The sequence below is a fragment of the Nonomuraea sp. NPDC050783 genome, assembly GCF_040802095.1.
Taxonomy (GTDB): Bacteria; Actinomycetota; Actinomycetes; order Streptosporangiales; family Streptosporangiaceae; genus Nonomuraea.
The window spans coordinates 157,974-182,196 of sequence record NZ_JBFAHK010000017.1 but is presented as its reverse complement, the minus strand read 5'-3'; the positions used below and the strand labels follow the sequence as shown (position 1 = coordinate 182,196).

Annotated in this window: 22 protein-coding genes; 15 read left to right on the top strand and 7 right to left on the bottom strand. The window is 73.5% G+C overall.

Going from position 1 to position 24,223, the window contains the following annotated elements:
- Window positions 1-6: 6 nt before the first annotated feature.
- On the bottom strand, window positions 7-1,581 hold the full coding sequence (locus tag AB0H75_RS35790; protein ID WP_367804078.1) for an MFS transporter: 1,575 nt from the start codon (window positions 1,579-1,581) through the stop codon (window positions 7-9).
- 187 nt (window positions 1,582-1,768) lie between these two features.
- Here AB0H75_RS35790 and AB0H75_RS35785 point away from each other — a divergent pair, with 187 nt between their 5' ends.
- Window positions 1,769-2,569 carry a DUF3027 domain-containing protein gene (locus AB0H75_RS35785; protein ID WP_367804077.1) on the top strand — a complete coding sequence of 267 codons (801 nt, stop codon included), beginning with the start codon at window positions 1,769-1,771 and terminating at the stop codon, window positions 2,567-2,569.
- 143 nt (window positions 2,570-2,712) lie between these two features.
- Entirely contained in the window at window positions 2,713-5,748 is a 3,036-nt protein-coding gene (locus AB0H75_RS35780) for a hypothetical protein (RefSeq protein ID WP_367804076.1), read from the top strand.
- Between the two features lie 27 nt (window positions 5,749-5,775).
- Here AB0H75_RS35780 and AB0H75_RS35775 read toward each other — a convergent pair whose 3' ends face one another.
- Window positions 5,776-7,263, bottom strand: coding sequence for an alpha/beta hydrolase (locus tag AB0H75_RS35775; RefSeq protein ID WP_367804075.1), 1,488 nt, complete (start codon window positions 7,261-7,263; stop codon window positions 5,776-5,778).
- A gap of 154 nt (window positions 7,264-7,417) precedes the next feature.
- On the bottom strand, window positions 7,418-7,630 hold the full coding sequence (locus tag AB0H75_RS35770) for a DUF2530 domain-containing protein (protein ID WP_367804074.1): 213 nt from the start codon (window positions 7,628-7,630) through the stop codon (window positions 7,418-7,420).
- A gap of 84 nt (window positions 7,631-7,714) precedes the next feature.
- Between AB0H75_RS35770 and AB0H75_RS35765 the strand changes: the two genes are divergently transcribed.
- From AB0H75_RS35765 to thpR, 4 genes are all read left to right on the top strand, one after another.
- Entirely contained in the window at window positions 7,715-9,169 is a 1,455-nt protein-coding gene (locus AB0H75_RS35765; RefSeq protein ID WP_367804073.1) for an NCS2 family permease, read from the top strand.
- Window positions 9,170-9,309: 140 nt separating this feature from the next.
- A complete protein-coding gene (locus AB0H75_RS35760) occupies window positions 9,310-9,762 on the top strand; it encodes a MarR family winged helix-turn-helix transcriptional regulator (protein ID WP_367804072.1) in 453 nt (150 codons plus the stop codon).
- A 23-nt stretch (window positions 9,763-9,785) separates the two neighbouring features.
- Window positions 9,786-11,009, top strand: coding sequence for an MFS transporter (locus tag AB0H75_RS35755; protein WP_367804071.1), 1,224 nt, complete (start codon window positions 9,786-9,788; stop codon window positions 11,007-11,009).
- Between the two features lie 34 nt (window positions 11,010-11,043).
- Window positions 11,044-11,601: an RNA 2',3'-cyclic phosphodiesterase gene (gene thpR / locus AB0H75_RS35750; RefSeq protein ID WP_367804070.1), complete on the top strand. Its 558-nt coding sequence runs from the start codon at window positions 11,044-11,046 to the stop codon at window positions 11,599-11,601.
- Between the two features lie 97 nt (window positions 11,602-11,698).
- On the opposite strand, the gene AB0H75_RS35745 is transcribed toward thpR, so the two are convergent.
- Window positions 11,699-12,667, bottom strand: a complete 969-nt coding sequence (locus AB0H75_RS35745) for an aldo/keto reductase (protein ID WP_367804069.1) — start codon at window positions 12,665-12,667, stop codon at window positions 11,699-11,701.
- 75 nt (window positions 12,668-12,742) lie between these two features.
- On the opposite strand from AB0H75_RS35745, the gene AB0H75_RS35740 reads away from it, so the two are divergent.
- A complete protein-coding gene (locus AB0H75_RS35740) occupies window positions 12,743-13,768 on the top strand; it encodes a hypothetical protein (RefSeq protein WP_367804068.1) in 1,026 nt (341 codons plus the stop codon).
- A gap of 18 nt (window positions 13,769-13,786) precedes the next feature.
- On the opposite strand, the gene AB0H75_RS35735 is transcribed toward AB0H75_RS35740, so the two are convergent.
- Entirely contained in the window at window positions 13,787-14,161 is a 375-nt protein-coding gene (locus tag AB0H75_RS35735) for a hypothetical protein (RefSeq protein WP_367804067.1), read from the bottom strand.
- Window positions 14,162-14,204: 43 nt separating this feature from the next.
- On the opposite strand from AB0H75_RS35735, the gene AB0H75_RS35730 reads away from it, so the two are divergent.
- The 5 genes from AB0H75_RS35730 (at window position 14,205) to AB0H75_RS35710 (ending at window position 18,971) form a co-directional block, all read left to right on the top strand.
- Window positions 14,205-14,876 carry an HAD family hydrolase gene (locus AB0H75_RS35730; RefSeq protein WP_367804066.1) on the top strand — a complete coding sequence of 224 codons (672 nt, stop codon included), beginning with the start codon at window positions 14,205-14,207 and terminating at the stop codon, window positions 14,874-14,876.
- Window positions 14,877-14,934: 58 nt separating this feature from the next.
- A complete protein-coding gene (lhgO, locus tag AB0H75_RS35725; protein WP_367804065.1) occupies window positions 14,935-16,125 on the top strand; it encodes an L-2-hydroxyglutarate oxidase in 1,191 nt (396 codons plus the stop codon).
- A 16-nt stretch (window positions 16,126-16,141) separates the two neighbouring features.
- On the top strand, window positions 16,142-16,834 hold the full coding sequence (locus AB0H75_RS35720; RefSeq protein WP_367804064.1) for a response regulator transcription factor: 693 nt from the start codon (window positions 16,142-16,144) through the stop codon (window positions 16,832-16,834).
- Between the two features lie 29 nt (window positions 16,835-16,863).
- Entirely contained in the window at window positions 16,864-18,246 is a 1,383-nt protein-coding gene (locus AB0H75_RS35715) for a sensor histidine kinase (protein WP_367804063.1), read from the top strand.
- A gap of 65 nt (window positions 18,247-18,311) precedes the next feature.
- Complete coding sequence (locus AB0H75_RS35710; RefSeq protein WP_367804130.1) at window positions 18,312-18,971, top strand: response regulator transcription factor; 660 nt, start codon at window positions 18,312-18,314, stop codon at window positions 18,969-18,971.
- Here the strand turns inward: AB0H75_RS35710 and AB0H75_RS35705 are convergent.
- Complete coding sequence (locus AB0H75_RS35705; protein ID WP_367804062.1) at window positions 18,938-19,675, bottom strand: GntR family transcriptional regulator; 738 nt, start codon at window positions 19,673-19,675, stop codon at window positions 18,938-18,940. The genes AB0H75_RS35710 and AB0H75_RS35705 overlap by 34 nt on opposite strands.
- A 4-nt stretch (window positions 19,676-19,679) precedes the next feature.
- Window positions 19,680-20,132: a UTRA domain-containing protein gene (locus AB0H75_RS35700; RefSeq protein WP_367804061.1), complete on the bottom strand. Its 453-nt coding sequence runs from the start codon at window positions 20,130-20,132 to the stop codon at window positions 19,680-19,682.
- Between the two features lie 125 nt (window positions 20,133-20,257).
- Here AB0H75_RS35700 and AB0H75_RS35695 point away from each other — a divergent pair, with 125 nt between their 5' ends.
- The 3 genes from AB0H75_RS35695 (at window position 20,258) to AB0H75_RS35685 (ending at window position 24,215) form a co-directional block, all read left to right on the top strand.
- Window positions 20,258-20,446, top strand: coding sequence for a hypothetical protein (locus AB0H75_RS35695; protein WP_367804060.1), 189 nt, complete (start codon window positions 20,258-20,260; stop codon window positions 20,444-20,446).
- Between the two features lie 164 nt (window positions 20,447-20,610).
- Window positions 20,611-22,392 carry an ABC transporter gene (locus tag AB0H75_RS35690; RefSeq protein ID WP_367804059.1) on the top strand — a complete coding sequence of 594 codons (1,782 nt, stop codon included), beginning with the start codon at window positions 20,611-20,613 and terminating at the stop codon, window positions 22,390-22,392.
- Window positions 22,389-24,215: a YfjP family GTPase gene (locus AB0H75_RS35685; RefSeq protein WP_367804058.1), complete on the top strand. Its 1,827-nt coding sequence runs from the start codon at window positions 22,389-22,391 to the stop codon at window positions 24,213-24,215. The genes AB0H75_RS35690 and AB0H75_RS35685 overlap by 4 nt, the downstream gene beginning before the upstream one ends.
- The last annotated feature ends 8 nt before the right edge of the window (window positions 24,216-24,223 follow it).

Genomic DNA, 24,223 nt, shown 5'->3' with positions numbered 1-24,223 from the left:
GGCGGGTCAGCCGTGCGGGTTGGTCAGGGGTTTGGTGGAGTCGAGCGCGTCCCCGCGCCCGGAGAGCCCGTGACCCTGGTGCCCGGAGGGCCCGTGACCCTGATGCCCGGAGGGCCCGTGGTCCTGCTCGGGGGCCGCGGGCGACGGGTACTCGGCCGTGGGGGCGTCGGCCGCGGCGAGGCGCGTCCGCCTGGCCCTGGCGAACACCAGCCAGCCCAGCGCCGCGGCCAGCACCACCGCCAGCGACACCAGCCCGGCGAACGGGTCGCGGGCCAGCGAGAACACCAGCCCGACCAGCCCGCCGAACACCCACGCGAGCTGCAGCACCGCCTCGACCACCCCGAACGTGGACGAGCGCACCTCCTCGCCGATCTCGCGCTGGACGATCGCGTCCAGCGCGAGCTTGCCCAGCTCCTGCGCGAACGCGGTGATCAGCGAGACCGCCAGCGCCGCCCACACCCCGAACAGGACCGCCGTCACGACGGTGGTCACCACGGTCACCGCCAGCGTGGCCAGCACGATGAGCTGGGGCGCGTGGTTGCGGGTCCAGTTGGCCACCGCGGCGCCCGCCAGGCCGCCGAGCCCGGCCGCGCCCGCCAGCAGCGCGATCGTCCTGGGCACGTCGAAGAACGACTCCGCCCGCTGCCCCAGCCACGGCACCGCCTGGTCCTGCACCAGGAACAGCAGGAAGAACAGCAGGAAACCGGAGAAGACCCGGATGGCGAGGTTGGCCCAGACCGCCTCGGCGACCGCCGGGCCGACCTTGAGCAGCGTGCGCCAGCGGTGCTTGGTGCCCTCCTCCTCCAGGTCGGGGGAGTCGACGTGCCGGGGCAGGCGCACCGCGGCGACCCCGAGCAGCAGGAAGGCCACCATCGCCACGCGCAGCGCCACGGCGCTGCCCAGCCACGCGGTCAGCCCCGCGGCCAGCGGCACCGCCGCGCCCGCCGCGACCAGCGTGAACAGCGCCACCCGGGCGTTGGCCGACACCAGCGTGATGTCGGCGGGCAGCACGTTCGGCATGATCGCCGCCCGCGACACGTTGTACGCCTTCGACAACACCAGCACGCCCAGGGCGCCGATGAACAACGTCGGCAGGTCGCCGGGCCCCACGGCGGCCGCCATCGCGAAGCAGAGCAGCCCCCGCCCGAACAGCGTCCCGGCCATGACGTAGCGGCGGCCGGACCTGAGCCGGTCGAGGATCGGCCCGACGAACGGCGCCAGCAGCGCGAACGGCAACATCGTGATGACCAGGTAGAGCGCCACGGCGCCGCGGGCCTCGCCGACCGGCACACCGAAGAAGACCGTGCTGGCCAGCGCCACCGTCACCAGGGCGTCACCGGCGCTGTTGCCCGCCGACAGCTCGATCAGGCGGCCGAGCCCGGTGCGGCCGGCGCCGCCCGCGTACGTCAGCCGCCGCGTGGCCCTGCCCACCGACCGCGCGCCCCTGGCGGTCGCCCGCCCCGCCCGCGCGGTGCCCCCGGCCGTGGCCCGCCCGGCCCGGGCCGTGGCCCGGCCCGCGTCGGCGATCCCGCGCCCCACGCGCCGCGCGATGCCGCGCGTCCGGTCCCAGCCTGCGTCCACGCTTACCAGTCTTACCCGATTCGTCTCCCGAGTCGGCGGAGGGCCCGCGCCGGGACCCGCCGCCGCTCCGAGGCGAAGGGCCGCCGAGCATTCGGGGCGGGAGATCCGCCGTTCTCGGCCCGTCCAGGTCCGGCGATGGGTGAGAATGAAGTGTGAGCGAACAGCACCTTTCGCCGGAGGCGGCCCGATGAGCCGCACCAGGGCCCGCGTCCCCGCTCCCGACCAGGCTTGCGCCGAAGCGGTCGAGCTGGCGCGCGCCGCGGCCGAGGAGCTCGCGCGGCCGGGCCGGCCCGGCGAGCACCTGGGCTTCGAGAGCGAGGGCGACCGCGTCGTCACCCACTACTTCGCCTGCCTCGACCGCGCCTACCGCGGCTGGCGCTGGGCGGTCACGGTCACGCGGGCCTCGCGGGCCAGGAAGGTGACGGTCAGCGAGGCCGTGCTGCTGCCCGGCACGGGGGCGCTGCTCGCGCCGGAATGGCTGCCGTGGAGCGAGCGGCTGCGCCCCGGCGACCTCGGCGTGGGCGACCTGCTGCCGGTCGCCGACGACGACGACCGGTTGGCGCCGGGTTTCACCGAGGTCGACGACGACGCCGACCATCAGGCGCTTTTCGAGTACGGCCTGGGCCGGGCCCGTGTGCTCTCGGCCATCGGCAAGGACCGGGCTGCCAGGCGCTGGCACTCGGGCGAGCACGGGCCGCATACGCCGATCGCACACGCCGCTCCCGCGCAGTGCTCCACCTGCGGCTTTTACTGGCTGCTCACGGGTGGGCTGCGGCAGATGTTCGGGGTCTGCACCAATGAGTACGCCCCCGACGACGGCAAGGTGGTCTCCGCCGACCACGGCTGCGGCGCCCACTCCGAGGCCGCCGTGCTGCCGCCGCCCGTGGAGCAGGCCATCCCGATCCTCGACGACCTGGGCTACGACCTGATGGAGGAGGAGGCGGGCTCGGTCGACGAGTCCGCCACGGAGGAGCTCGGCCACTCCTGACCGGGTGCCCGGCCGGCGGGGCGGCGGCCGGGTTTCCTGTCGCCGGGGCCGCGGCCGGGTTTCCTGTCGGCGGCCGGGTTTCCTGTCGCCGGGGGCCGCTAACCTACCCTGGCCCATCCACCACCTCATCAGGATCGTGATCGATGACCGACACCTTTGGCTGTGACCGGATGCGGGCCGCCGTCCTCGACGCGTGGACCGCCTCGCCCGCCAGGTTCCGCGAGGACGCCAACGCCGAGGAGGACTTCGCGCTCGGCGGCTACCGCGACCGGCTGATCGTCGAGCTGGCGCAGAACGCCGCCGACGCGGCGCTGCGCGCGGGCGTGCCAGGGGTGCTGCGGCTGACGCTGCGCGGCGACGTGCTCACCGCCGCCAACACCGGCGCGCCGCTCGACGCCACCGGCGTGCAGAGCCTGTCCACGCTGCGGGCCTCCGGCAAACGCGACGAGGCGGGCGCCGCGGGGCGGTTCGGCGTCGGGTTCGCGGCGGTGGTCTCGGTGACCGACGCGCCGTCCATCGGCTCGCGCGGCGCCGGAGCGGTCCGCTGGTCCCGTACGGACACCGCGGCCCTGGTCGCGGAGATCCCCGCGCTCGCCGGCGAGCTGGCCGACCGGTCGGGGCACGTGCCGCTGCTGCGGCTGCCGTTCGAGGAGCCGCCCCTGGTCGACATCCCCGAGGGCTTCGACACGCTTGTCCGCCTGCCGCTGCGCGACGTGGCCACGGTCGAGGCGGTGCGCCGCATGCTGGCCGAGACCAGCCCGGCGCTGCTGCTCGGCCTGCCCGCGCTGGAGCTGATCGAGATCGAGCTCGACGGCGCGGTGCGCAGGGTCGTGGCCGACGGCTGGCACGTGGTCTCCGACTCCGGCGAGTTCACCCCCGAGCAGGTGGCCGAGCTGTTCGCCGACCGTCCCACGGAGGAGCGGGCCCGCCCCTTCTGGTCGCTGCGCTGGGCGGTGCCCGTCACCGGTGCCGGCGAGCCGGGGCCGCTGCCCGAGACCGTGCCGCCCGTCGTGCACGCCCCCACGCCCAGCGACGAGCCGCTCGACCTGCCCGCGCTGCTGATCGCCTCGTTCCCGATGGCCACCGACCGGCGGCACGTCGCCAAGGGGCCGCTGGCCGACTTCCTCGTCGAGCGGGCCGCCGACGCCTACGTCCGGCTGCTGCGCGAGCTGCCGCGCACCTCCAAGCTGCTCGACCTGGTGCCCTCGTTCATGGGCAAGGGCGAGCTGGACGCCCGGATCCGGCGGTCCGTGCTCGACCGGCTGCCGGGCACGCCCCTCCTGCCCGCGCTGTCCGCGCCCGCGCCGGCCGTGCAGGCGCCCTCGTTCGCCGACGCCGAGGTCTACGGGCCCGACGCCGAGTGGCGGGTCGAGCACCCGGCGCCCGAGCCGGAGGACGGCGGCTGGGTGGTCAGCGGCCGCCAGGCGGCCGTGCTGGCCGCCGGGTCGGCGGAGCTGCTGGCCGCGGTCGCCGACTTCGTGCCCGGCCTGCTGCCCGCCGGCTGGCCGCCGCGCCATCCCGCCATGACCGCGCTCGGCGTGCGCAGGGTCGAGCTGTCCGACGTGGTCGACCTGCTGTCGGGCGAGGCCGCGGAGGCGCGCGAGCCGTCGTGGTGGCGCGCGCTGTACGAGGTGCTGCCCGCCGACGACCCCGAGTCGCTGGGCGCGCTGCCGGTGCCGCTGGCCGACGGCCGGATGGTGCGCGGGCCGCGCGGCACGCTCATCCTCGCCGACGGCGGGGCCGAGCTCGACCTCACCCCGCTCGGGCTGCGCATCGTCCATCCCGAGGCCGCCCACCCGGCGCTGCTGCGGCTGGGCGCCGCCGAGGCCACGCCGCGCACCGTCCTGGAAGACCCGCTGACCAAGGCCGCCGTCGCGCAGTCGCTCGACAGCCCCGATCCCGAGCCGGTGGCGCGGGCCGTGCTCTCGCTCGTCGAGGCCGCCGCGCTGGCGCCGGGCGAGCTGCCGTGGCTGGCCGAGCTGGCCCTGCGGGGCGCCGACGGCGAGCTCTACCCGGCCGGCGAGCTGATGCTGGCCGACGGGGAGCTGGCCGGCGTGCTGGAGCCCGGCGGGCACCTCGGGGTGGCCGCCGCCGAGCTGGAAGAGACCTACGGGCCGCGGGTGCTGGCCGCGGCGGGCGTGCTCGACGGGTTCGCCGTCGTCCACGACGAGGACGTGCTGCTCGACCCCGACGAGTGCGACCACGACCTCGACGGCGAGGACGACTGGCTCGACCACGTGCTCGACCTGCTGCCCGACCTCGCCGTGCCGCCGCTGATCCCCGAATTCACGGCGGTGCGCGACCTGGAGCTGGTGGCCGACTGGCCGGCCGCGCTGGCGCTGCTCGCCCGGCCGCCGCTGCGGGCCGCGCTCCACCCGCTGCGCGTCGCGGGCGTCGAGGTGCCGTCCTACACCGCGTGGTGGCTGGCCCACCACCCGGTGCTGGGCGGGCGCAGGCCGCTGGAGCTGCGCCTGGCCGGGGCCGACCCGCTGTTGCAGGGCCTCTACGCCGACGCGCCCGCCGGGCTCGACGACGCGGCGCTGGCCATGCTCGGCGTGCGCACCACCCTGCCCGAGCTGCTGGCCTCCCACGGCGGCCCCGAGGAGCTGCTCGACCTCATGGCCGACGAGGCGATCGAGGTCGACCGGGCCCAGCTGCGGGCCCTGTGGGTGGCGCTGGCCGGCGTGGACCCGTCGCGGGTGGCGCCGCCGTCGCGGGTGCGGGCGGTGCTGCGCGGCTCGATCGTGGTGGCGGCGGCCGAGGACGCCGTGGTCGTGGAGGCGCCCGACCTGCTCCAGCTCGTCGCCGACCGGCCGCTGGTGCTGGCCCCGTACGACCTGGCCGAGTCGCTGTCGGAGCTGCTCGACCTGCCGCTGGCCGGCGAGCTGACGACGGGGGAGGTCACCTCGGAGGGCGAGGTGCGCCAGGTGCCCGCCGAGGTGCGCTCGCTGCTGCCGGCGGCTCCCGGCACGTACGTCGAGCACGAGAAGCTGCTGGTGGACGGCGTCGAGTGCGCGTGGCGCTACTTCGAGGGCACCGTCCACTGCACCGGCGTCGACGGGCTGGCCCGCGGGCTCGCCTGGGCCACGGGCCAGTGGGGCGACCGGCTCGCGGTGGCCGCCCTGCTCCGCGACCCGGGCGCGGTGCCGCTGCTGCTGGCCGAGGCCGACCTGTCCTGAGCGGGGCTCCGCCGGGCGGGCCGCCCCCTATGCGGGGCAGCTCGCTCCGGCGGCGGGCGTCTCGCCCTTCAGCAGGTAGGCGTCCACGGTACGCAGCACGCAGGCGTCGCCGCTCAGGTAGGCGCCGTGGCCCTCGCCCTCGTAGGTGACCAGCACGCCCGTCCTGAGCTGCTTCGTCAGCGCGGTGGCCCACGGGTACGGCGTGGCGGGGTCGCCCTTGCCGCCGATCACCACGATGGGCGCGGAGCCGGTCGCGTCGATGTGCTTGGCCGCGTCGTCGCCCGGCACCGGCCAGTGGGCGCACGGCCCGGCCGCCGTGCTGTCGGCCGCCAGGATCGGGAAGATCTTCCTGATCCGCTCGTTGATCCTGGCGGTGTCGGCGGCGGTCGGGCGCTCGTCGGTGTCGGCGCAACTGACGGCCTGGAGGCTGGTCATCATCGTGGTGTACGTCCCGTCCGGGCGGCGGCCGGTGTAGGAGTCGGCCAGGGCCAGCAGCTCCTTGCCGTCGCCCTTGACCGCCGCGGCGACGGCCCGCTCCAGCAGCGGCCAGGTGGACTTGGCGTACAGCGGGGTGATGACGGCGAGCTGGGCCAGGGCGTGGGTCAGCTCGCGGTCGCCGACCTCGATCGGGCGCTCCTTCAGGCGCTCCAGCAGGTCATCCACCGTGCGCTCGACGGCGGCCGGGTCGGCGCCGAGGTCGCAGCCCTGCGCCACGCAGCTCCGGGCGAACGCCTCGAAGGACCGCGCGAACCCGGTGGCCTGGGTGACGGCCCGCTCCTCGAAGGTGACGGTCGGGTCGTAGGCGCCGTCGAGCACGAAGCGGCCGACGCCGCGCGGGTGGAGGGTGGCGTAGACGGCGCCGAGGTGGGTGCCGTACGACATGCCGAAGTAGTTCAGCTCGGGGTCGCCGAGCGCGGCCCTCAGCAGGTCGAGGTCCTTGGCGGCGCTGACCGTGCCGACGTGCGGCAGGACCTCGCCGGAGTCCTTGGCGCAGGCCGCCGCGAACTCCCTGGCCGGCCGGTCGCCGCCGGCGGCGGACTCGGCCTCCAGCAGCTTCTCCACCTGCCCGCCGCAGGTGACGCCGGCGCTGCGCCCAACGCCGCGCGGGTCGAAGCTGACCAGGTCGTAGCGGGTGCCGAGGGAGGCGAACGCGCGGGCGGCCAGGGCGAGGGTGTCCACGCCCGACGCGCCGGGGCCGCCGAAGTTGAACACCAGGGAGCCGAGCCGGTCGCCGGTGGCCCTGACCCGGATCAGCGCCAGGCCGATCTTCTTCCCGCCGGGCTCGTCGTGGTCGAGCGGGACCTGGACGGTGCCGCACTCGAAGCCGGAGGTCGGCGGGAGCGCCTTGCCGTCCGGGCCGGTCAGGTCCGTGCAGGGGCGCCAGGCGACGGTGCCCGCGGCGGGCGGGCCCGGGGACCGCGGCGGGCTCTGCGACGTCGTGGCCGGGCGGTCGGCGGTGCCGCATCCGGCGAGGAGCGCCGCGCCCAGGAGGAAGATCGCGAAAGGCTTCTTCATGCTGACAACGATGAGGTGTCGGGCATGAGCTGATGTAGTGGGAGCTGCCATCACTTGCGGATGACTTCGGCGAACGCCCGGAGATGACGAATGTCAGGTGCGGCCGGTGCAGGTGCGGCCGGTGCCAGGTGCGGCGGCGTCAGGTACGGCCGCGTCAGGTACGGCGGCGGACCACCCACATGCCGAGGAAGCCGAAGGCGACCCCGGTCGCGCACGTCCAGATCCACCACGAGTTCTCCGGGGCGGGCCGGAAGATCAGCAGGGCGACCAGGGCGACGGCCCACACCGCCGTGCCGACGCCGACCGCGGCCACGTCGTTGGTTCTGATCGGCTCGGGGTTGGGGTGCCACTCCCGCTGTTGCTTCACGTGGTCCAGCCTAGCTTCCAATAGGGTCTCGATCTCATTACTGACACTTTTCGCAGTTCATCCCATACTGTCACTCTTCGCCTCGTGAGCGACACACGTACCACCGAACCCCGAAGCGCGCTCGATCGCTTCTTCGCGATCTCCGCGCGGGGCTCGACCGTCTCCCGCGAGGTCAGGGGCGGTCTGGCCACCTTCTTCACGATGGCGTACATCGTGGTGCTGAACCCTCTGATCATCGCCACCGGCAAGGACGTCGACGGCCAGTACATCGGCGACGGCAGCGCGCCGAACATCGCGCTCGTGGCCGCCGGCACCGCCTTCGTGGCGGGCGTGATGACGATCCTCATGGGCGTCGTCGGCAAGGTGCCCTTCGCGATGGCGGCCGGGCTCGGCCTCAACGCCTTCGTCACCTTCAACATCGCCACCGTGATGAGCTGGGAAGAGGCCATGGGCCTGGTCTTCCTGGAGGGCGTCATCATCGCGGTCCTGGTGCTGACCGGGCTGCGCACGGCGGTCTTCCACGCCATCCCGGCCCAGCTCAAGACCGCCATCAGCGTCGGCATCGGCCTGTTCATCGCGCTGATCGGCTTCGTGGACGCCGGCTTCGTGCGCAAGGCCGAGGGCACGCCCCTGGAGCTGGGCATCGGCGGCAGCCTCACCTCCTGGCCCATCTTCGTCTTCGTCGTGGGCCTGCTCGCCACCGTCGCCATGGTGGCGCGGCAGGTGAAGGGCGCCATCCTCATCGGCATCGTCGGCACCACGATCCTGGCGATCGTCGTGGAGGCCGTCGCCAAGCTGGGGCCGTCCTCGCCGGACAACCCCGCCACCTGGCGGCTCAACCAGCCCACCGTGCCCCAGGAGGTCTTCGGGTTCCACAACCCGCTCACGCTGTTCACCGAGTTCGACCCCCTCGGCGGCTTCAGCCGGGTGTCGGTGCTGCTGGCGGTGCTGTTCGTCTTCACGCTGCTCATCACCGACTTCTTCGACACCATGGGCACGATCGTCGGCGTCGGCCGGCAGGCGGGGCTGGTGGGGGAGGACGGGACGCTGCCGCGTACCAAGCAGATCCTGCTCGTGGACTCGATCGGCGCGGCGGCGGGCGGCGCGGGCTCGGTCTCCTCCAACACCACCTACATCGAGTCCGCGGCCGGGGTCGGCGAGGGCGCTCGTACCGGCCTTGCCAGCGTCGTGACCGGCGCGTTGTTCCTGGTGGCCATCTTCTTCGCGCCGCTGGTGACCGTGGTGCCGTACGAGGCGGCCGCGCCCGCGCTGGTCGTCGTCGGCTTCCTCATGATGACCGCGATCCGCGACATCGACTGGAGCGACTACGAGATCGCCATCCCGGCCTTCCTCACCATCGTCATCATGCCGTTCACCTACTCGATCTCGAACGGCATCGGCGCCGGCTTCATCAGCTACGTCCTGATCAAGGCCGTGCGCGGCAAGGCGCGGGAGATCCACCCGCTGCTGTGGGGGGTGACCGGGTTGTTCGTCCTGTACTTCGCGATCGGCCCGATCCGGGTGCTGTTCGGAGTCTGAACCCGTCGCCCGTCACGAGTCCCGGGGCCGCTCCGCACGCGCGGGGCGGCTTCGGGGTATCAAGGGGTGAGACATCTTGTTCGTCAGGTTCGTCAGGGAAATATCTCGCCCTGCGCTATAGTTAGCAAAGGTAATGACTCATGCTAACCAACACCCCACCCAAGATGGACCTGCGAAGCGACGCGGGTCTGGCCTCGGTCCTGCGCGTCTCCTTGACCCGGCTGAACCGGCGTCTGCGGCGGCAGGCGGCAGCGCACTCGCTGACGCCCACGCAGTTCGCGACGCTCGCCGCCGTGGAACGGCATTCCGGGATAACCCCCGGCGAATTGGCCGAGCTAGAGAAGGTGCAACCACCCTCGATGACGCGCGTGATCGCCGCGCTAGAGGAGCGCGGCCTGGTCTCGCGTACCCCGCACCCGACCGACCGGCGCCAGGTGAGCGTGACCGTGACCGAGTCCGCCGAGAAGCTGCTGAAGGAGGAGCGCCGCCGCAAGGAGGCGTGGCTGACGCAGCGGCTGAAGGAGCTCTCGCCGGAGGAGCGGTCGATCCTGCGGCAGGCCGCGCCGATTCTGGAGAAGCTCAGCAGGATATAGAGCCCGAGCAACCCAGGACCGGGATGTTCCGGTCGCTCAGGATTCGCAACTACCGCATGTTCGCGGCCGGGGGCATCGTCTCCAACGTCGGCACCTGGCTGCAGCGCACCGCCCAGGACTGGCTGGTGCTCGACCTGACCCACGGCAGCGCGGCGGCGCTCGGCACGGCGACCGCGCTGCAGTTCCTGCCGATGTTGTTGTTCGGCATGTTCGGCGGGGTCATCGCCGACCGCTACGCCAAGCGGCCGATCCTCATCGCCGCCCAGAGCCTCATGGCCCTGCTGGCGCTCACCATCGGCCTGCTGACCATGACGGGCTCCGCCCAGGTCTGGCACGTGTACGTGATGGCGTTCCTGCTCGGCCTGATCTCCTGCGTGGAGGTGCCGACCCGGCAGGCGTTCGTGGTCGAGATGGTCGGCCGCCAGGACCTGCCCAACGCGATCGCGCTCAACAGCTCCATCTTCAACCTGGCCCGCGTGGTCGGCCCGGCGCTGGCCGGCGTGCTGATCTACGTACTCGGCGGCACCGGCCCGATCTTCCTGATCAACGCGCTGACGTTCGGCGCGGTGATCTCCTCGCTGGTGTTCATGCGTGCCTCCGAGCTGAACCTGTCCGAGCCGGTGCCCCGGGCGAAGGGGCAGCTCAGGGAGGGCCTGCGGTACGTCGTGCGGCGCGAGGAGCTGCTGCTGCCGGTGCTGCTCATCGGGTTCGTGTCGATGTTCTCGCAGTCGTTCTCGATGTCGATCGCGCTGATGGCGCGCGAGGTGTTCAAGGCGGGCGCGTCCTCGTTCGGGCTGGCCTCCAGCATGTTCGCGGTGGGCGCGCTGGTCGGCGCGCTGCTGGCGGCGCGGCGGGCCCGGCTGACGAAGAAGGTGCTGTTCGCGGGGGCGATCGGGTTCGGGGTGTTCCAGATCGCCACCGGATTGGCGCCGTTCTACCCGGTGTACCTGCTGCTGCTGGTGCCGACCGGCATCGCGCTGATCACCATCAACACGGCCGCCAACGCCAGCGTGCAGCTCGCCACCTCGCCCGACATGCGCGGCCGGGTCATGGGCATCTACATGCTGGTCTTCACCGGCGGGGCACCGCTCGGCGCGCCGCTGGTCGGCTGGCTGTCGGAGCTGGGCGGGCCGCGTACGGGCGTGATCCTGTCCGGCGCGCTGGTGCTGGTCGGCACCGGCCTCGCGGTCGTGGTGACGCGGCTGATCAGCCGCAGGGTCGCCCGGCCCGGCCTCGTCATGGCGTGATCACCGGCCGGCGCCGTTGGCACAATGGGACGGCATGAGGCTCTTCGCGGCCCTGGTGCCGCCCGGCGAGGTGCTGGACGAGATCGAACGCGCGATCGCGCCGCACGTCGGGCGGGTGCCGGGGCTGCGCTGGCCCGGCCGGGCCACCTGGCACATCACGCTGGGCTTCTTCGGCGAGGTGCCCGAGCGGGCGCTGCCGGAGCTGGAGACCCGCCTGGCCCGTGCCGTGGGCCGGCACCAGGTGCTCGACCTCGCCTTCAGCGGCTTCGGCGCCTTCTCCTCGCCCCGCCGGGCGCGGGTGTTCTGGGCGGGCGTCACCGGCGACCCGATGACCAGGCTCGCCGACTCCGTACGGGCCGGCGCCCGCCGCGCCGGGGCCGCGCGGACCGACACGAAGCCGCTGCACCCGCACCTCACGCTGGCCCGCGCCAGGACCGAGACGGATCTCCGCCCGCTGGTGGAGTCGCTGTCCGGGTTCAGCGGCTCGCCCTGGCGGGCGGAGCACGTCCGCCTCGTACGCAGCCACACCGGGCCCCAGGTGAGGTACGAGTCACTCGCCGAATGGGCGCTCGCACCCGCCGGGCGGGGTTAGGCTCCAGGACGTGGATCGTCCTCGCCCCTGGCTGCTGCCCCTGGTGCTCGGCCTGCTCCTGCTGATCGTGGTGCTCGGCGCGCTGCTGACCTGAGCCCTACCAGGCGTAGTCCTCAGGGGCCGTCCGGTGGCCGGGGAAGATCTCGTCGAGGCGGGCCAGCACGGCGTCGTCCAGCTCGATCTCCAGCGTGCGCATGCTGCCTTCGAGCTGCTCCAGCGTGCGCGGGCCGATGATCGGCGCGGTGACCGCCCGCTGCTTGAGCAGCCAGGCCAGGCCCACATGCGCGGGGTCCTCGCCCAGCTCGTCGCAGAGCTTCTCGTACGCCTCGATCTTGTCGCGGTGCTTCTCCAGCTCCCTGATCATCTGGTCGCTCGCCGAGCGGCCCTTGTCGATCTTGCGCAGCACGCCGCCCAGCAGGCCGCCGGCCAGCGGGCTCCACGGGATCACGCCGAGCCCGTAGTCCTCGCAGGCGGGCAGCACCTCCAGCTCGACCGCGCGGGTGAGCAGGTTGTAGTGGGACTGCTCGCTGACCAGGCCGAAGAAACCGCGCCGGGCGGCGGTCTCCTGAGCCTTGGCGATGTGCCAGCCGGCGAAGTTCGAGGAGCCGGCGTAGATGATCTTGCCCTGCTGGCGCAGGACCTCCATCGCCTCCCAGAACTCGTCGAACGAGGTGTCCCGGTCGATGTGGTGAGCCTGGTAGATGTCGATGTAGTCGGTCTGCAGGCGCTTGAGCGAGGCGTCGCAGGCCCGGCGGATGTTGAGCGCCGACAGCTTCTGGTCGTTGGGCCAGTCGCTCATCTTGCCGTACAGCTTGGTCGCGATGACGGTCTTCTCGCGCCGCCCGCCGCCCTGGGCGAACCACCGGCCGACGATGTTCTCGGTGATGCCCTCGCCCAGCTTCCAGCCGTAGACGTTGGCGGTGTCGAAGAAGTTGATGCCCAGCTCCAGGGCCCGATCCATGATCGCGAAGGAGTCCTCCTCCGAGGTCTGCGGGCCGAAGTTCATGGTGCCGAGGCACAGGGGGCTGACCGCGAGGCCGCTGCGTCCGAGGTTGACATAGTCCATGACTTCCACCCTAAAGACCTGGAGCGCGCTCCAGGCCAGACGCCTCCCGGCACGCCGGTGGGGCATGATGGCGGCGTGGGGGATGTCGTGATCCGATTGCTGGCCGCCGTGGCGGCGACGTGCTGCCTCGCCACCGCGCCCGCCCAGGCGGCCGCGGGCGGCGACGACGAGAGGGCGCGCAAGCTCTTCACGTTCCAGGACCCGAGGATCACCGAGTCCAGCGGGCTCGCCGTCTCGCCGACGCACGAGGGCGTCTACTACACCCACAACGACAGCTCCGCCGCCCCGACGTTCTACGCCGTGGACGGCGACGGCCGGACGCGCGCCACCTACCAGGTACGCGGCGCGCAGGCCCGCGACTGGGAGGCGATGGCCGCCACCAAGGACCCGCGGACCGGGCGCGGCGTGTTGTGGTTCGCCGACATCGGCGACAACCTCGACGGCGCCTGGCCCGACGTGTCCGTCTACAAGGTCATGGAGCCGCGCACGATCGGCGACGCCACGCTGCCCGCCGTCCGCTACCGCTTCCGCTACGCCGACGGCGCCCGCAACGCCGAGGGCATCATGGTCGATCCGCGCACCGGGCGGCTGTACGTGGTGTCGAAGGAGTTCGCGGGCGGGGTCTACGCCGCGCCGCGCAAGCTGCGCGCCGACCGCACCAACGTGCTGCGCAAGGTCGGCTCCGCCGCCGCCCCCGTCATGGCCACCGACGCGGCCTACGCGCCCGACGGCTCCTCCTACGTCATCCGCACCTACTTCTCCGCCACCCTCTACAAGCCGTCCGGCGAGCAGCTCGCCAGGGTGACGATGCCGGAGCTGCGGCAGGCCGAGTCGATCGCGTACACCGCGGACGGCAAGGCCCTGCTCACCGGCAGCGAGGGGCCGAAGAGCCCGGTCTACCGGGTGCCGCTGCCCGCCCGCGCCACCGCCGCCGCCACCGCCGGGAGCGCCACGCCCACCCCCAGCCCCACGAGGGCCGAGCCGCGGGCGGCGTCGGAGACGACCGACAGCGGGCTGTCGTGGAAGGACGTGCTGGTGTGGCTCGCGGCGGCGCTGACGGCCATCGGGGTAATCACCTTCATCGCCCGCCGCACCGCCTGACCGGCCGCCTCTCCGGCGTCAGCGCTCGTTCCGCATGGTCGCGGTGAACAGGTCGCCGCGCAGCGCCCGCTCCACCGCCTCGACCGACCGCGACAGCCGCACCAGGCGCGGGCCCTCCTGCCGGTAGGTGTCGAGCACCGCCTCCACGGCGTGCGGGGGCAGGTGGCCCTTGAGGTCGAGGGCGGCGGCGCGGTAGCCGGCGCGGGCCGCCTCGACGGCCGACCGGACGTGGTGGCGGGCCATGCTGGCCAGCGCCACCGGATGGCGGCGGAGCACCTCGTACGCGCGGTAGTCGGGCGGCACCGCGTCGAGCAGCCAGGCGACCGCCGAGCTCTCCCAGTCGGGGACGCTGGGCGGGCGCACCTCGGCGGGCCACTCCGGTGGGAGGTACATGAGGCCATCGTACTCACGTTCGATTTGCGGTATACAGGGTGGAGTGACCATCCGGCCGAAGGTGATCGTCCTCGACGCGATGGGCGTCCTGTACCGGGACGGCGACGTCCAGGGGCGGGTGCTGATCCCCTACCTGCGTGCCCACGGCTGCGGGCGCGGCGAGCGGGAGATCCGGCACGCCTACCGCACGGCCACGCTGGGCGGCATGACGACGGACGAGTTCTGGGCCTTCGCCGGGCTGGCGGGGGAGGGGCGCGACGAGCACTACTGCCGGCGGCACCGGCTCACCGGCGGCGTGCCGCGGGCGCTGGCCGAGCTGGTGGCCGACGGGCTGGAGCCGGTCTGCCTGAGCAACGACACCGCGCCCTGGTCGGCGCTGGTCCGCCGCCGCTTCGGGCTGGAGGAGCGCATCCGGCGCTGGTTCGTCAGCGCCGACCTGCGGGCCCGCAAGCCCGATCCGGCCGCCTACCTGGCGGTGCTGGACGCGATGGGCGTCGCCGCCGGGGAGGTGGTGCTCGTGGACGACCGTCCCGCCAACCTGGATCCGGCGCGCTCGCTGGGCATGCGGACGATCCTCTTCAGGAGTGACGACACCGGCGCGCATCCCGGGGGCGAGCACCCGGCCGTCGGGACGATGGCGGAGCTGGTGGCGGCAGTGCGCATGGATGCGGGGCGCACGGATTCGGGGGGCATGGGTTCGGGGCGCGCGGATTGATGCCGGGGTCGTCGCTGGGATATGGCGGGAACGGCCGGTAAGCCGGGAAAATCGTCGTGTGACGGAGAAGATCGGGATCGTGGGCGCCGGGATCGTCGGGCTGGCCGTGGCGCGCGAGCTCGCCGCCACCCGCGGCGCCGAGGTGACGGTGCTGGAGAAGGAGGACGGCGTCGCCGCCCACCAGACCGGGCACAACAGCGGCGTCGTGCACGCGGGCATCTACTACCCGCCGGGCTCGCTCAAGGCCAGGCTGTGCCGGGAGGGCGTGGCGCTGCTCAAGGAGTACTGCGCAGAGCACGGGCTGCCGTACGAGGAGGTGGGCAAGCTCGTCGTGGCGAGCACCCGCGCCGAGCGGGCGCGGCTGGCCGAGCTGGCCGCGCGGGCGCGCGCCAACGGCGTGCCGGGCATCGCCGAGCTGGACGCGCTGGGCCTGCGCGAGATCGAGCCGCACGCGGTCGGCGTCGCCGCGGTCCACTCGCCGCACACCGCGATCTGCGACTTCCCCGCCGTGGCCCGCCGCCTCGCCAGGGACGTGGCGGAGCTGGGCGGGTCCGTACGCCTCGGGCACCCGGTGCGCGCGGTCCGCGAGCGGGCGGGCGGCGTCCAGGTGCTGGCCGCCCGGCGGACCTTCACCTTCGACCGCCTGGTGGTCTGCGGCGGCCTCGGCACGGACGCGGTGGCCGCCATGACGGGGCATCCGGGGGAGGTGCGGATCGTCCCGTTCCGCGGCGAGTACTACGCGCTCAAGGGCGTGGCCAGGGAGCTGGTGCGCGGGCTGATCTATCCGGTGCCCGATCCGCGGTACCCGTTCCTGGGCGTGCACCTGACCCGGACGGTCGGCGGCGAGGTGCTGGTGGGGCCGAACGCCGTGCTGGCGCTCGCGTACGAGGGCTACAACCGCCGCAAAATGGGAAATGTCCGGCAAATTCTTGGCTGGCCGGGAACGTTGCGCATGGCCCGGCAACATTGGCGCACCGGGCTCAAGGAGATCCACGGCAGCCTGGTCAAAGGGGCCTTCGTCCGGGCCGCCCGCCGCTACGTGCCCGAGCTGGGCGCCGCCGACCTCGTCCGCGCCCCCGGCGGCGTCCGCGCGCAGGCCGTGGCCAGGGACGGCCGGCTGGTGGACGACTTCGTGGTGGACGTGCACGGCAACGTGGTCCTGGTACGCAACGCCCCGTCTCCTGCCGCGACGTCCAGTCTGGCGATCGCCAGGCATATTGCGGGAATTGTCCCAGCACTCGTCCGATAAGGGCATCCTTGTGGTGATGGAATCACGCCTGCTGATCGTCGAGGACGACCCCAACATCCTCGAACTCCTCGCCGCGAGCCTGAGGTTCGCGGGTTTCGACGTGACCACGGCCAGGAACGGCCTCGACGCCGTCGCCGCCGTGCAACGGCACCGTCCCGACCTCGTCGTGCTCGACGTCATGCTGCCCGACCTGGACGGTTTCGAGATCGTCAAGCGGCTGCGCGGCGGCGGGCTGCACACGCCGGTGGTGTTCCTGACCGCCCGCGACGAGACCGAGGACAAGATCCGCGGCCTCACCATCGGCGGCGACGACTACGTGACCAAGCCGTTCAGCCTGGAGGAGGTCGTCGCGCGCATCCACGCGGTGCTCCGCCGCACCAGCGGCGACCAGCCGGCCGCGCCGCCCCGGCTGACGTTCGCCGACATCGAGCTGGACGAGGAGAGCCACGAGGTGTGGCGCGGCGGCACCGCCGTGGCGCTGTCGCCCACCGAGTTCAAGCTGCTGCGCTACTTCATGACGAACGCCGGCCGCGTCCTGTCCAAGCCGCAGATCCTCGACCACGTGTGGGACTACGACTTCCGGGGCGAGGTGGGCATCGTCGAGTCGTACGTGTCCGTGCTGCGCCGCAAGATCGACAACCGCAGTCCCCGCCTCATCCACACCCTGCGGGGCGTGGGATACGTGCTGCGCCTGCCACCGAGCTCCTGATGCGCCGGCTGCCGCTGAGGATCAAGCTGATGGCGTCCATGCTGGCGCTGCTCGGCTTCGGCATGGTCTTCATCGGCCTGGTCAGCGTGTCGGTGCTGCACGGTTACCTCCTCGACCGGGTGGACGGCCAGCTCCACCTGCTCACCGAGCGCATGCACAAGAAGGTCGTCAACGACTGGCGCAAGGACAGGGAGACCCCCGAGCGGCCCATCCTCATCGAGTCCGACGCGATCGTCCTGGTCAAGGAGCCCGGCGGCACGTTCGTGCCCATGCTCGACGACCGCGACGTGGACCTCAAGCCCAAGCCGGTGCTGTCGTCCGCGCCCGGCGCCGACGCCTACACCGCCCGCGCGGCCAGCGGCGACGGCGAGTGGCGGGTGCTGGAGAGCCAGGTGCGGCGCACCTCGCTCGTCGTCGCGGTGGACCTGGAGGAGGTCGACGCGATCACCAGGCGGCTGGTGCTCATCGAGCTGCTGGGCGGCGGCGGCAGCCTGCTCATCCTGGCCGTCGTGGGCGTCACCATCGTACGGCGCAGCATGCGGCCGCTCGGCCAGATCAAGCGCACCGCCGAGGCCATCGCCGCCGGCGAGCTGGGCCGGCGGGTCCCCGACGGCGACCCCCGCACCGAGGTCGGCAGCCTGGCCAGGTCGATCAACGGCATGCTGGCCCAGATCGAGACCGCCTTCGCCGCCCGCTCGGCCTCCGAGGAGGCGGCCCGCCGCTCCGAGGACCGCATGCGCCAGTTCGTCGGCGACGCCTCCCACGAGCTGCGCACCCCGCTCACCTCCATCCGCGGCTTCGCCGAGTACGCCCGCCAGAACCCCGGCGCCGACCCCATCGAGCTGATGCAGCGCGTGGAGAAGGCCGCGGGCCGGATGAGCCTGCTGGTGGACGACCTGCTCCTGCTGGCCAGGGTGGACCAGCAGCGGCCGCTGCGGATGCGCCCGGTGGACATGCTGGCCCTGGCCGCCGACGCCGTCCAGGACGCCCGCATCATCGCCCCCGACCGGACGATCAAGCTGGACGTGGTCGGCGGCGCGGCCCTGATCGTCTCCGGCGACGAGGTCCGCCTGCGCCAGGTCGTCAGCAACCTGGTCACCAACGCCATCGTCCACACCGAGCCGGGCTCGCCGATCATCGTCCGGGTCGGGGCGGGCACGGAGAAGGTCTTCCTGGAGGTCGCCGACCACGGGCCCGGCCTCACCCCCGAGCAGGTCGAGCGGGTCTTCGAGCGCTTCTACCGGGCCGACTCCGCCCGCTCCCGCCGCCGCTCCGCCGAGGACCGGGGCAGCGGCCTGGGCCTGGCCATCGTGCAGGCGCTCGTCGAGGCCCACGGCGGCGAGGTCACCGTGACCAGCACCGTCGAGAACGGCTCCACCTTCCGCGTGGAACTCCCACTCGCCTTGGAGTGACCCTTCAGCTAACCCTCAGGTCGCTTTGTCACTCTAAGTAGGTGACGAGACCCGAGGCGCTGATCATGGTGGTGGACGACGAGCCCAGCATCAGGGATCTGCTCTCCGCCAGCCTGCGCTTCTCCGGATTCGAGGTGCTGACCGCCGCCGACGGTCAGGAGGCCGTCGAGGTGGCCGAGCGCGTCTCGCCCGACCTGGTCGTGCTCGACGTGATGCTGCCCGACCTGGACGGCCTGGAGGTCGCCAGGCGCATCGACGCGCCGGTGCTCTTCCTGACCGCCCGCGACGCCACCGAGGACAAGATCGCCGGACTGCGGGTGGGCGACGACTACGTGACCAAGCCGTTCAGCCTGGAGGAGGTGCAGGCCCGCATCCGCGCCGTGCTGCGGCGCACCCGCACCGAGGGCGCCCCCGCCAGCCGCCTCAAGGTCGCCGACCTGGAGCTGGACGAGGACGCCCGCGAGGTGTGGCGGGCCGGGCGCCAGGTGCGCCTGTCGCCTACCGAGTTCAAGCTGCTGCACTACTTCATGGTCAACGCCGGGCGGGTGCTGTCGAAGGCGCAGATCCTCGACCACGTCTGGAACTACGACTTCGGCGGGGACGCGGGCGTCGTGGAGTCGTACGTGTCCTACCTGCGGCGCAAGGTGGACGACGTGGAGCCCCGGCTCATCCACACCCTCCGCAGCGTCGGCTACGTCCTCCGCGAGCCGCCCTCCTCCGGCTGACCGGCGTACGACAGCTCGTACAGATGGCCGCCCTTGACCAGGATCGAGACCTCGACCGGCCGCTGGGAGTCGCTGTAGACCACGCGGAACTGCCGGAAGACGGGCACGTCCGCGGGCAGGTCGAGACCTTCGGCCTCATCGACGGTCGGCTGCCGTACGGAGATCCGGTCCTCGAAGCGCCGCTCCGGGAAGCCGAGGTCCGCGAGTGCCCGGGGCGCGCCGCCGGGGATCTTCCCGCAGCCGCCCAAGGGGCTGCCGGCGGCGATGTCGAGCGGATAGTACGACCACGACAGCTCCACCGGCTCACCGTCGTGCAGCATCAGGCGGTGACGCAGGATGACGCTCTCGCCGTCGGGCGTGGCCAGTGCCGCCGCGACGTCATGCGGCGGTGTCGTCTCGCCCACCTGGAGCAGCTCGTAGCCGTAACCACCCGTGGCCGGCGGCTTGTAGGCGGTGGCCTCGACGACGAACTGCCGGCGTTCCCGGACGAACACCCCCTTGCCGGCATGACCGCGTACGAAGCCCTCGTCCTTCAGGGACTGAAGGGCTCGCTGGATCGTCGCGTTCGCCGCCTCGAACCGGGTGACCAGCAGCGGCGTCGAGGGCAGCCGCTCGCCCGGCCGCAGCGCACCGGACATGATCTCGGCTCGCAGCTCCGCCGCGATCTGCTGGTGACGAGGACGTGGGTCGGGGCGCCTTGCCAAGGTGTCAGATCTCCTTGCCGATGGTCATCTCGTACCGCAGTTCGCGCCCGTCGGCGATCATCGTCATCACGGCGGCCTCGTACGGTGTCCCGGCGCTCGTCCGCGAGACCCTGGTGAGGACCAGGACCCAGTCCAGCGGGCCGAGGCCGAGGGCCGCCCGCTCGGGCTCCGCCGGGGGACGGGCGGTGATCCGCTCCTCGACCTTGTGCGGCCGGAAGCCGAGCTCGGCCAGCAGGGTGACGGCTCCGCCGGGGATCTTACGGGCCTCGGCGAGTCCGGTGCCGAGCCCCAGGACGTCGGCCACCGCCCGCGGCGGGCGGATCTCCTCCACACCGAGCAGTTGATTCGTCCCGGCATGACCGTGGGCTTCAGCTTCTTCCGTCCAGGCGTCACGGTCGCCCGGGCGGCGGGGCCGCACGTAAGGGGTGGAGACGCTGGCCCAGCCCGTGTCCGACATGAGGTCCTCCACCGAGATCGAGATCCAAGGCGCCGCCGGCATGCCACCGTACCGCTTCCGCGTGGTGACGCTCCGAGTGAATCACCCCTCATCCGTGGTCCCGTATCGAAGGAGGAGTGACCTGCGTGGAACAAAACCCCTACTCGGGCGGAGAGGCCGCACGGGCCGAGCTTCTGCAGGACTGGACGGACCGGCAGCTCGCGACGCTGCGTCACACGTACCCAGCCTGGGAGATCGAGCGTGAGGACGACCTCGGGCAGGTGTGGCAGGTGGTCCTGCTGCACAACGCGCGTTCTCGCACCGGCCCGCTGTGAGCGACATCCGGTGGGAGCGGTACGTATCCCGGTGCCCGTACTTGCGGGTTCGGAGGACGTCCTGCTGCGGCGAGTACGAGCCGGCCTCCGAGGGAGGTCTGTACTTCGTCCTCCGGCATCGCTGTGACCGGTGAAGCGGGCTCTGCGTGGGTAGCGTGTGGCGTATGGACCTGCTGGGCGCGTTGGAGGCGTTGCGCCGGCCGCTGGACCGCGAGCTGTTCCCGCTGGCGATCGGCGAGGCGGCGGCGGATCGGCGTGCCCTGCGCGAGCTGACCGGGCAGCTCGACGACTACCTGCTGCCGCGGCTGCGGGCGCTGGACGCGCCGCTGCTCGCCGTGGTCGGCGGCTCCACCGGCGCGGGCAAGTCCACGCTGGTCAACTCGCTGGTCGGCGCGGACGTGGCCGAGCCGGGCGTGCTGCGGCCCACCACGCTGACGCCCACGCTCGTGGTCAACCCGGCCGACCGGCCCTGGTTCATGGGGCAGAACGTGTTGCCCGGCCTGTCGCGCGCCACCGGCGAGGGGCCGGGGGCGCTGCGCGTGGTGACCTCCGGCGCGCTCGGGGCCGGGCTGGCGCTGCTCGACGCGCCCGACATCGACTCCGTCGTCACCGCCAACCGGGAGCTGGCCGCGCAGCTCCTGGCCGCCGCCGACCTGTGGTTGTTCGTCACCACCGCCGCCCGCTACGCCGACGAGGTGCCGTGGAGCTTCCTGCGCTCGGCCCGCGAGCGCAGCACGGCGCTGGCGGTCGTCCTGGACCGGGTGCCGCCGGAGGCCGTGGAGCCGGTCGCCCGCGACCTGGCCCGGCTGCTGGCCGCCAACGGGCTCGACGGCACCCGGCTGTTCACCGTCCCCGAGGCGGCCCTGCCGAGCGAGAAGGCGCGGCTGCCCGAGGAGTCCGTGCGGCCCGTCGTCGCCTGGCTGCGCGGCCTGGCCGAGGACGCCGCCGAGCGGGCCCGCGTGGTGCGCCAGACGCTCTCCGGCGCGCTCGACAGCCTGGAGACCCGGGTGCCCGCCCTGGCCACGGCCGTCGCCCGGCAGCAGGCGGGCTTCGAGGGGCTGCGCTCGATCGTGTCGGGCGCGTACGCGGGCGGCCTGGCCGACTTCGACGAGGGCATCCGCGACGGCTCGCTGCTGCGCGGCGAGGTGCTGGCGCGCTGGCAGGACTTCATCGGCACCGGCGACCTCATGCGTTCCCTGGAGAGCCGGGTGGGCTGGCTGCGTGACCGGATCGTCGGGTTCTTCACGGGACGGGTGCCCGAGGCGCGGCTCAAGGAGGCCCTGGAGACCGGCGTCGAGGCGCTGATCAGGGGCGCCGCGGACGGCGCCGCCGAGCGGGCGCTGGAGGGCTGGTCGGCGGCGCCCGGCGGGGCGGGCCTGCTCGACCGGCTCGGGGCCGTCGAGTCCGCGCGGCTCGGCCGGGCCTCGCCCGACCTCGGCAAGCGGGCCGAGACCGCGGTGCGGGGCTGGCAGGAGTTCGTGCTGGACCTGGTGCGGGCCGAGGGCGGCGAGCGGCGGACCGCGGCCCGGGTGGCGTCGTTCGGGGTGAACGGGGCCGGCCTGCTGCTCATGCTGGCCGTCTTCGCCTCCACGGGCGGGCTGACCGGGATCGAGGTGGGCATCGCGGGCGGCACCAGCGTGTTGTCGCAGAAGCTGCTGGAGGCGGTCTTCGGCGACCAGGCCGTCCGTACGCTGACCGTGACGGCCCGCGAGGACCTGCGCGAACGGGTCAAGGCCCTGCTGGCCGAGGAGGCCGCGCGCTTCACCGCCCTCCTGGAGGCCGTCGAGCCGCCGGCGGGCACAGCGGCGGAGCTGGAGGCGGCACTGGGCGAGGTCCGCGCCCAGCGCCACACCCTTCCGGCGCCGGCCGCCACCCCGGAGCTGCCGGCCACCACCCTGGAGCTGCCGGTCCAGCCGGGTCCTGGACGCGAGGGGGAGAGCCGGTGAAGCTGCTGCGGCGCAAGGAGGGCCCGTCCCTCGACACGCGGGTGTCCGCGCTGCTGGAGGCGGCCGCCCTGGGCGAGGGACGGCTGCCGGAGGAGCCGGTGGCCGCCGCGCGGGCGGTGGCCGAGCGGGCCGGGGCACGCAGCGGGCTGTCCCTCGACCACACCGTGGCCGCGCTGGCCGGCGCGACCGGCAGCGGCAAGTCGTCCCTCTACAACGCGCTGGCCGGCGAGGAGCTGGCGGCCGTCGGCGTCACCCGGCCCACCACCTCCACGGCCCAGGCCGCGCTCTGGGACGGGGAGAACGCCGGGCCGCTGCTCGACTGGCTGGACGTGCCGCGCCGCCACTCCGCCACCGATCCCGACATGTCAGGACTCGTTCTTCTTGATCTGCCCGACCACGACTCCATCCGGCTGTCCCACCGCCTGGAGGTGGACCGCCTGGTCGAGCTGGTGGACCTGCTGGTGTGGGTGGTGGACCCGCAGAAGTACGCCGACGCCGCGCTGCACGAGCGCTACCTGCGCCCGCTGGCCGGGCACCGCGACGTGATGCTGGTCGTGCTCAACCAGGTGGACCGCCTGCCGCCCCAGGCCGCCGAGCGCTGCCTGCGCGACCTGCGCCGCCTGCTGGACGACGACGGCCTGGCGGACGTCCCGGTCCTGCCCGTCTCGGCCCGCACCGGGGCCGGGCTGCCCGAGCTGCGTGCCCTGCTCGGCGAGCGGGTCGCAGCCCGCAGGTCCTGGTCGGCCCGCCTGGCCGCCGACGTCACCGCGGCCGCCGCCCGGCTGGACGGGCAGGCGGAGGACGTCCCGGTCGCGCCGAAGGGGCTGGACCGGGAGCTGACGGCGGCGCTGGCGCGGGCGGCCGGGGTGCCGCTGGTCGTGGAGGCCGTGGCGAAGGGGCACCGGCACCGGGCGGTCGTCGCGACCGGCTGGCCGGTCACCCGTTGGATGCGCCGCTTCCGGCCCGACCCGCTGCGCCGGCTGCGCCTCGGCGCCATGCCCGCCGGGAGGAGGCGGGGCGAGCTCCCGGCGGCGCGCCGCCCGGCGCTCGGCGGTCCGGGTCTCAGCGGCTCGGGACAGGGTGGTCCGGGACAGGGTGGTCCGGGTCTCAGCGGCTCGGGACAGGGTGGTCCGGGACAGGGTGGCTCGGGGCTCAGCGGCTCCGGGCCTGGCGGTCCAGGGTCCGGTGGCTCGGGGCCTGGCGGCTCGGGGCGGGGTGGCTCGGGTGAGGGGGCCGGGATCGTCGGTCGGACGTCCGTGCCGGCCGCGTCCGCCGTGCAGCAGGCGCAGGTCGAGACCGCGCTCAGGGACGTCGGCGAGGCCGCCGCGACCGGGCTGCCCGCCCCCTGGGGGCAGGCGGTCCGCCAGGCGGCCCGCTCCCGCGCCGCCGAGCTGGCCGACGCGGTGGACCGGGCCGTCGCCACCACCTCCCTGGACGCCACCCGGCGCCCGCGCTGGTGGAGCGCCGTGAACGCGCTGCAATGGCTGGTCTTCGCGGCCATGCTGGCGGGCGCGCTCTGGCTGGGCGTGTTGTTCGGGATGGACTACCTGCGCCTGCCGCAGCCGCCGCTCCCCACCGCCGGCCCGATCCCGTGGCCCACGGTCCTGCTGGCGGGCGGGGCGCTCGCGGGCGTGCTGGTCGCGCTGCTGTCGCGGGTGCTGGCCTGGCTGGGCGGCCGGCGCCGGGCCCGCCGTACGGCCAGGGCGCTGCGGGCGGCCATCGCCCAGGTCAGCCAGGACCTGGTGGTGCGGCCGGTGGAGGAGGAGCTGGACCGGTACGCCCGCTTCACCGAGGCGGTACGGCTCGCCCGCGCCGAGGTGTGAGGGAAGGT

Bases quoted from the DNA above. Each gene is read 5' to 3' on its own strand.
- thpR (WP_367804070.1), top strand. From the start codon at position 11,044: ATGAGGCTCTTCGCGGCCCTGGTGCCGCCCGGCGAGGTGCTGGACGAG.
- AB0H75_RS35780 (WP_367804076.1), top strand. From the start codon at position 2,713: ATGACCGACACCTTTGGCTGTGACCGGATGCGGGCCGCCGTCCTCGAC.
- AB0H75_RS35715 (WP_367804063.1), top strand. From the start codon at position 16,864: ATGGCGTCCATGCTGGCGCTGCTCGGCTTCGGCATGGTCTTCATCGGC.
- AB0H75_RS35760 (WP_367804072.1), top strand. From the start codon at position 9,310: ATGCTAACCAACACCCCACCCAAGATGGACCTGCGAAGCGACGCGGGT.
- AB0H75_RS35775 (WP_367804075.1), bottom strand. From the start codon at position 7,263: ATGAAGAAGCCTTTCGCGATCTTCCTCCTGGGCGCGGCGCTCCTCGCC.
- AB0H75_RS35745 (WP_367804069.1), bottom strand. From the start codon at position 12,667: ATGGACTATGTCAACCTCGGACGCAGCGGCCTCGCGGTCAGCCCCCTG.
- AB0H75_RS35690 (WP_367804059.1), top strand. From the start codon at position 20,611: ATGGACCTGCTGGGCGCGTTGGAGGCGTTGCGCCGGCCGCTGGACCGC.
- AB0H75_RS35785 (WP_367804077.1), top strand. From the start codon at position 1,769: ATGAGCCGCACCAGGGCCCGCGTCCCCGCTCCCGACCAGGCTTGCGCC.
- AB0H75_RS35720 (WP_367804064.1), top strand. From the start codon at position 16,142: ATGGAATCACGCCTGCTGATCGTCGAGGACGACCCCAACATCCTCGAA.
- AB0H75_RS35735 (WP_367804067.1), bottom strand. From the start codon at position 14,161: ATGTACCTCCCACCGGAGTGGCCCGCCGAGGTGCGCCCGCCCAGCGTC.
- AB0H75_RS35710 (WP_367804130.1), top strand. From the start codon at position 18,312: ATGGTGGTGGACGACGAGCCCAGCATCAGGGATCTGCTCTCCGCCAGC.
- AB0H75_RS35755 (WP_367804071.1), top strand. From the start codon at position 9,786: ATGTTCCGGTCGCTCAGGATTCGCAACTACCGCATGTTCGCGGCCGGG.
- AB0H75_RS35700 (WP_367804061.1), bottom strand. From the start codon at position 20,132: ATGTCGGACACGGGCTGGGCCAGCGTCTCCACCCCTTACGTGCGGCCC.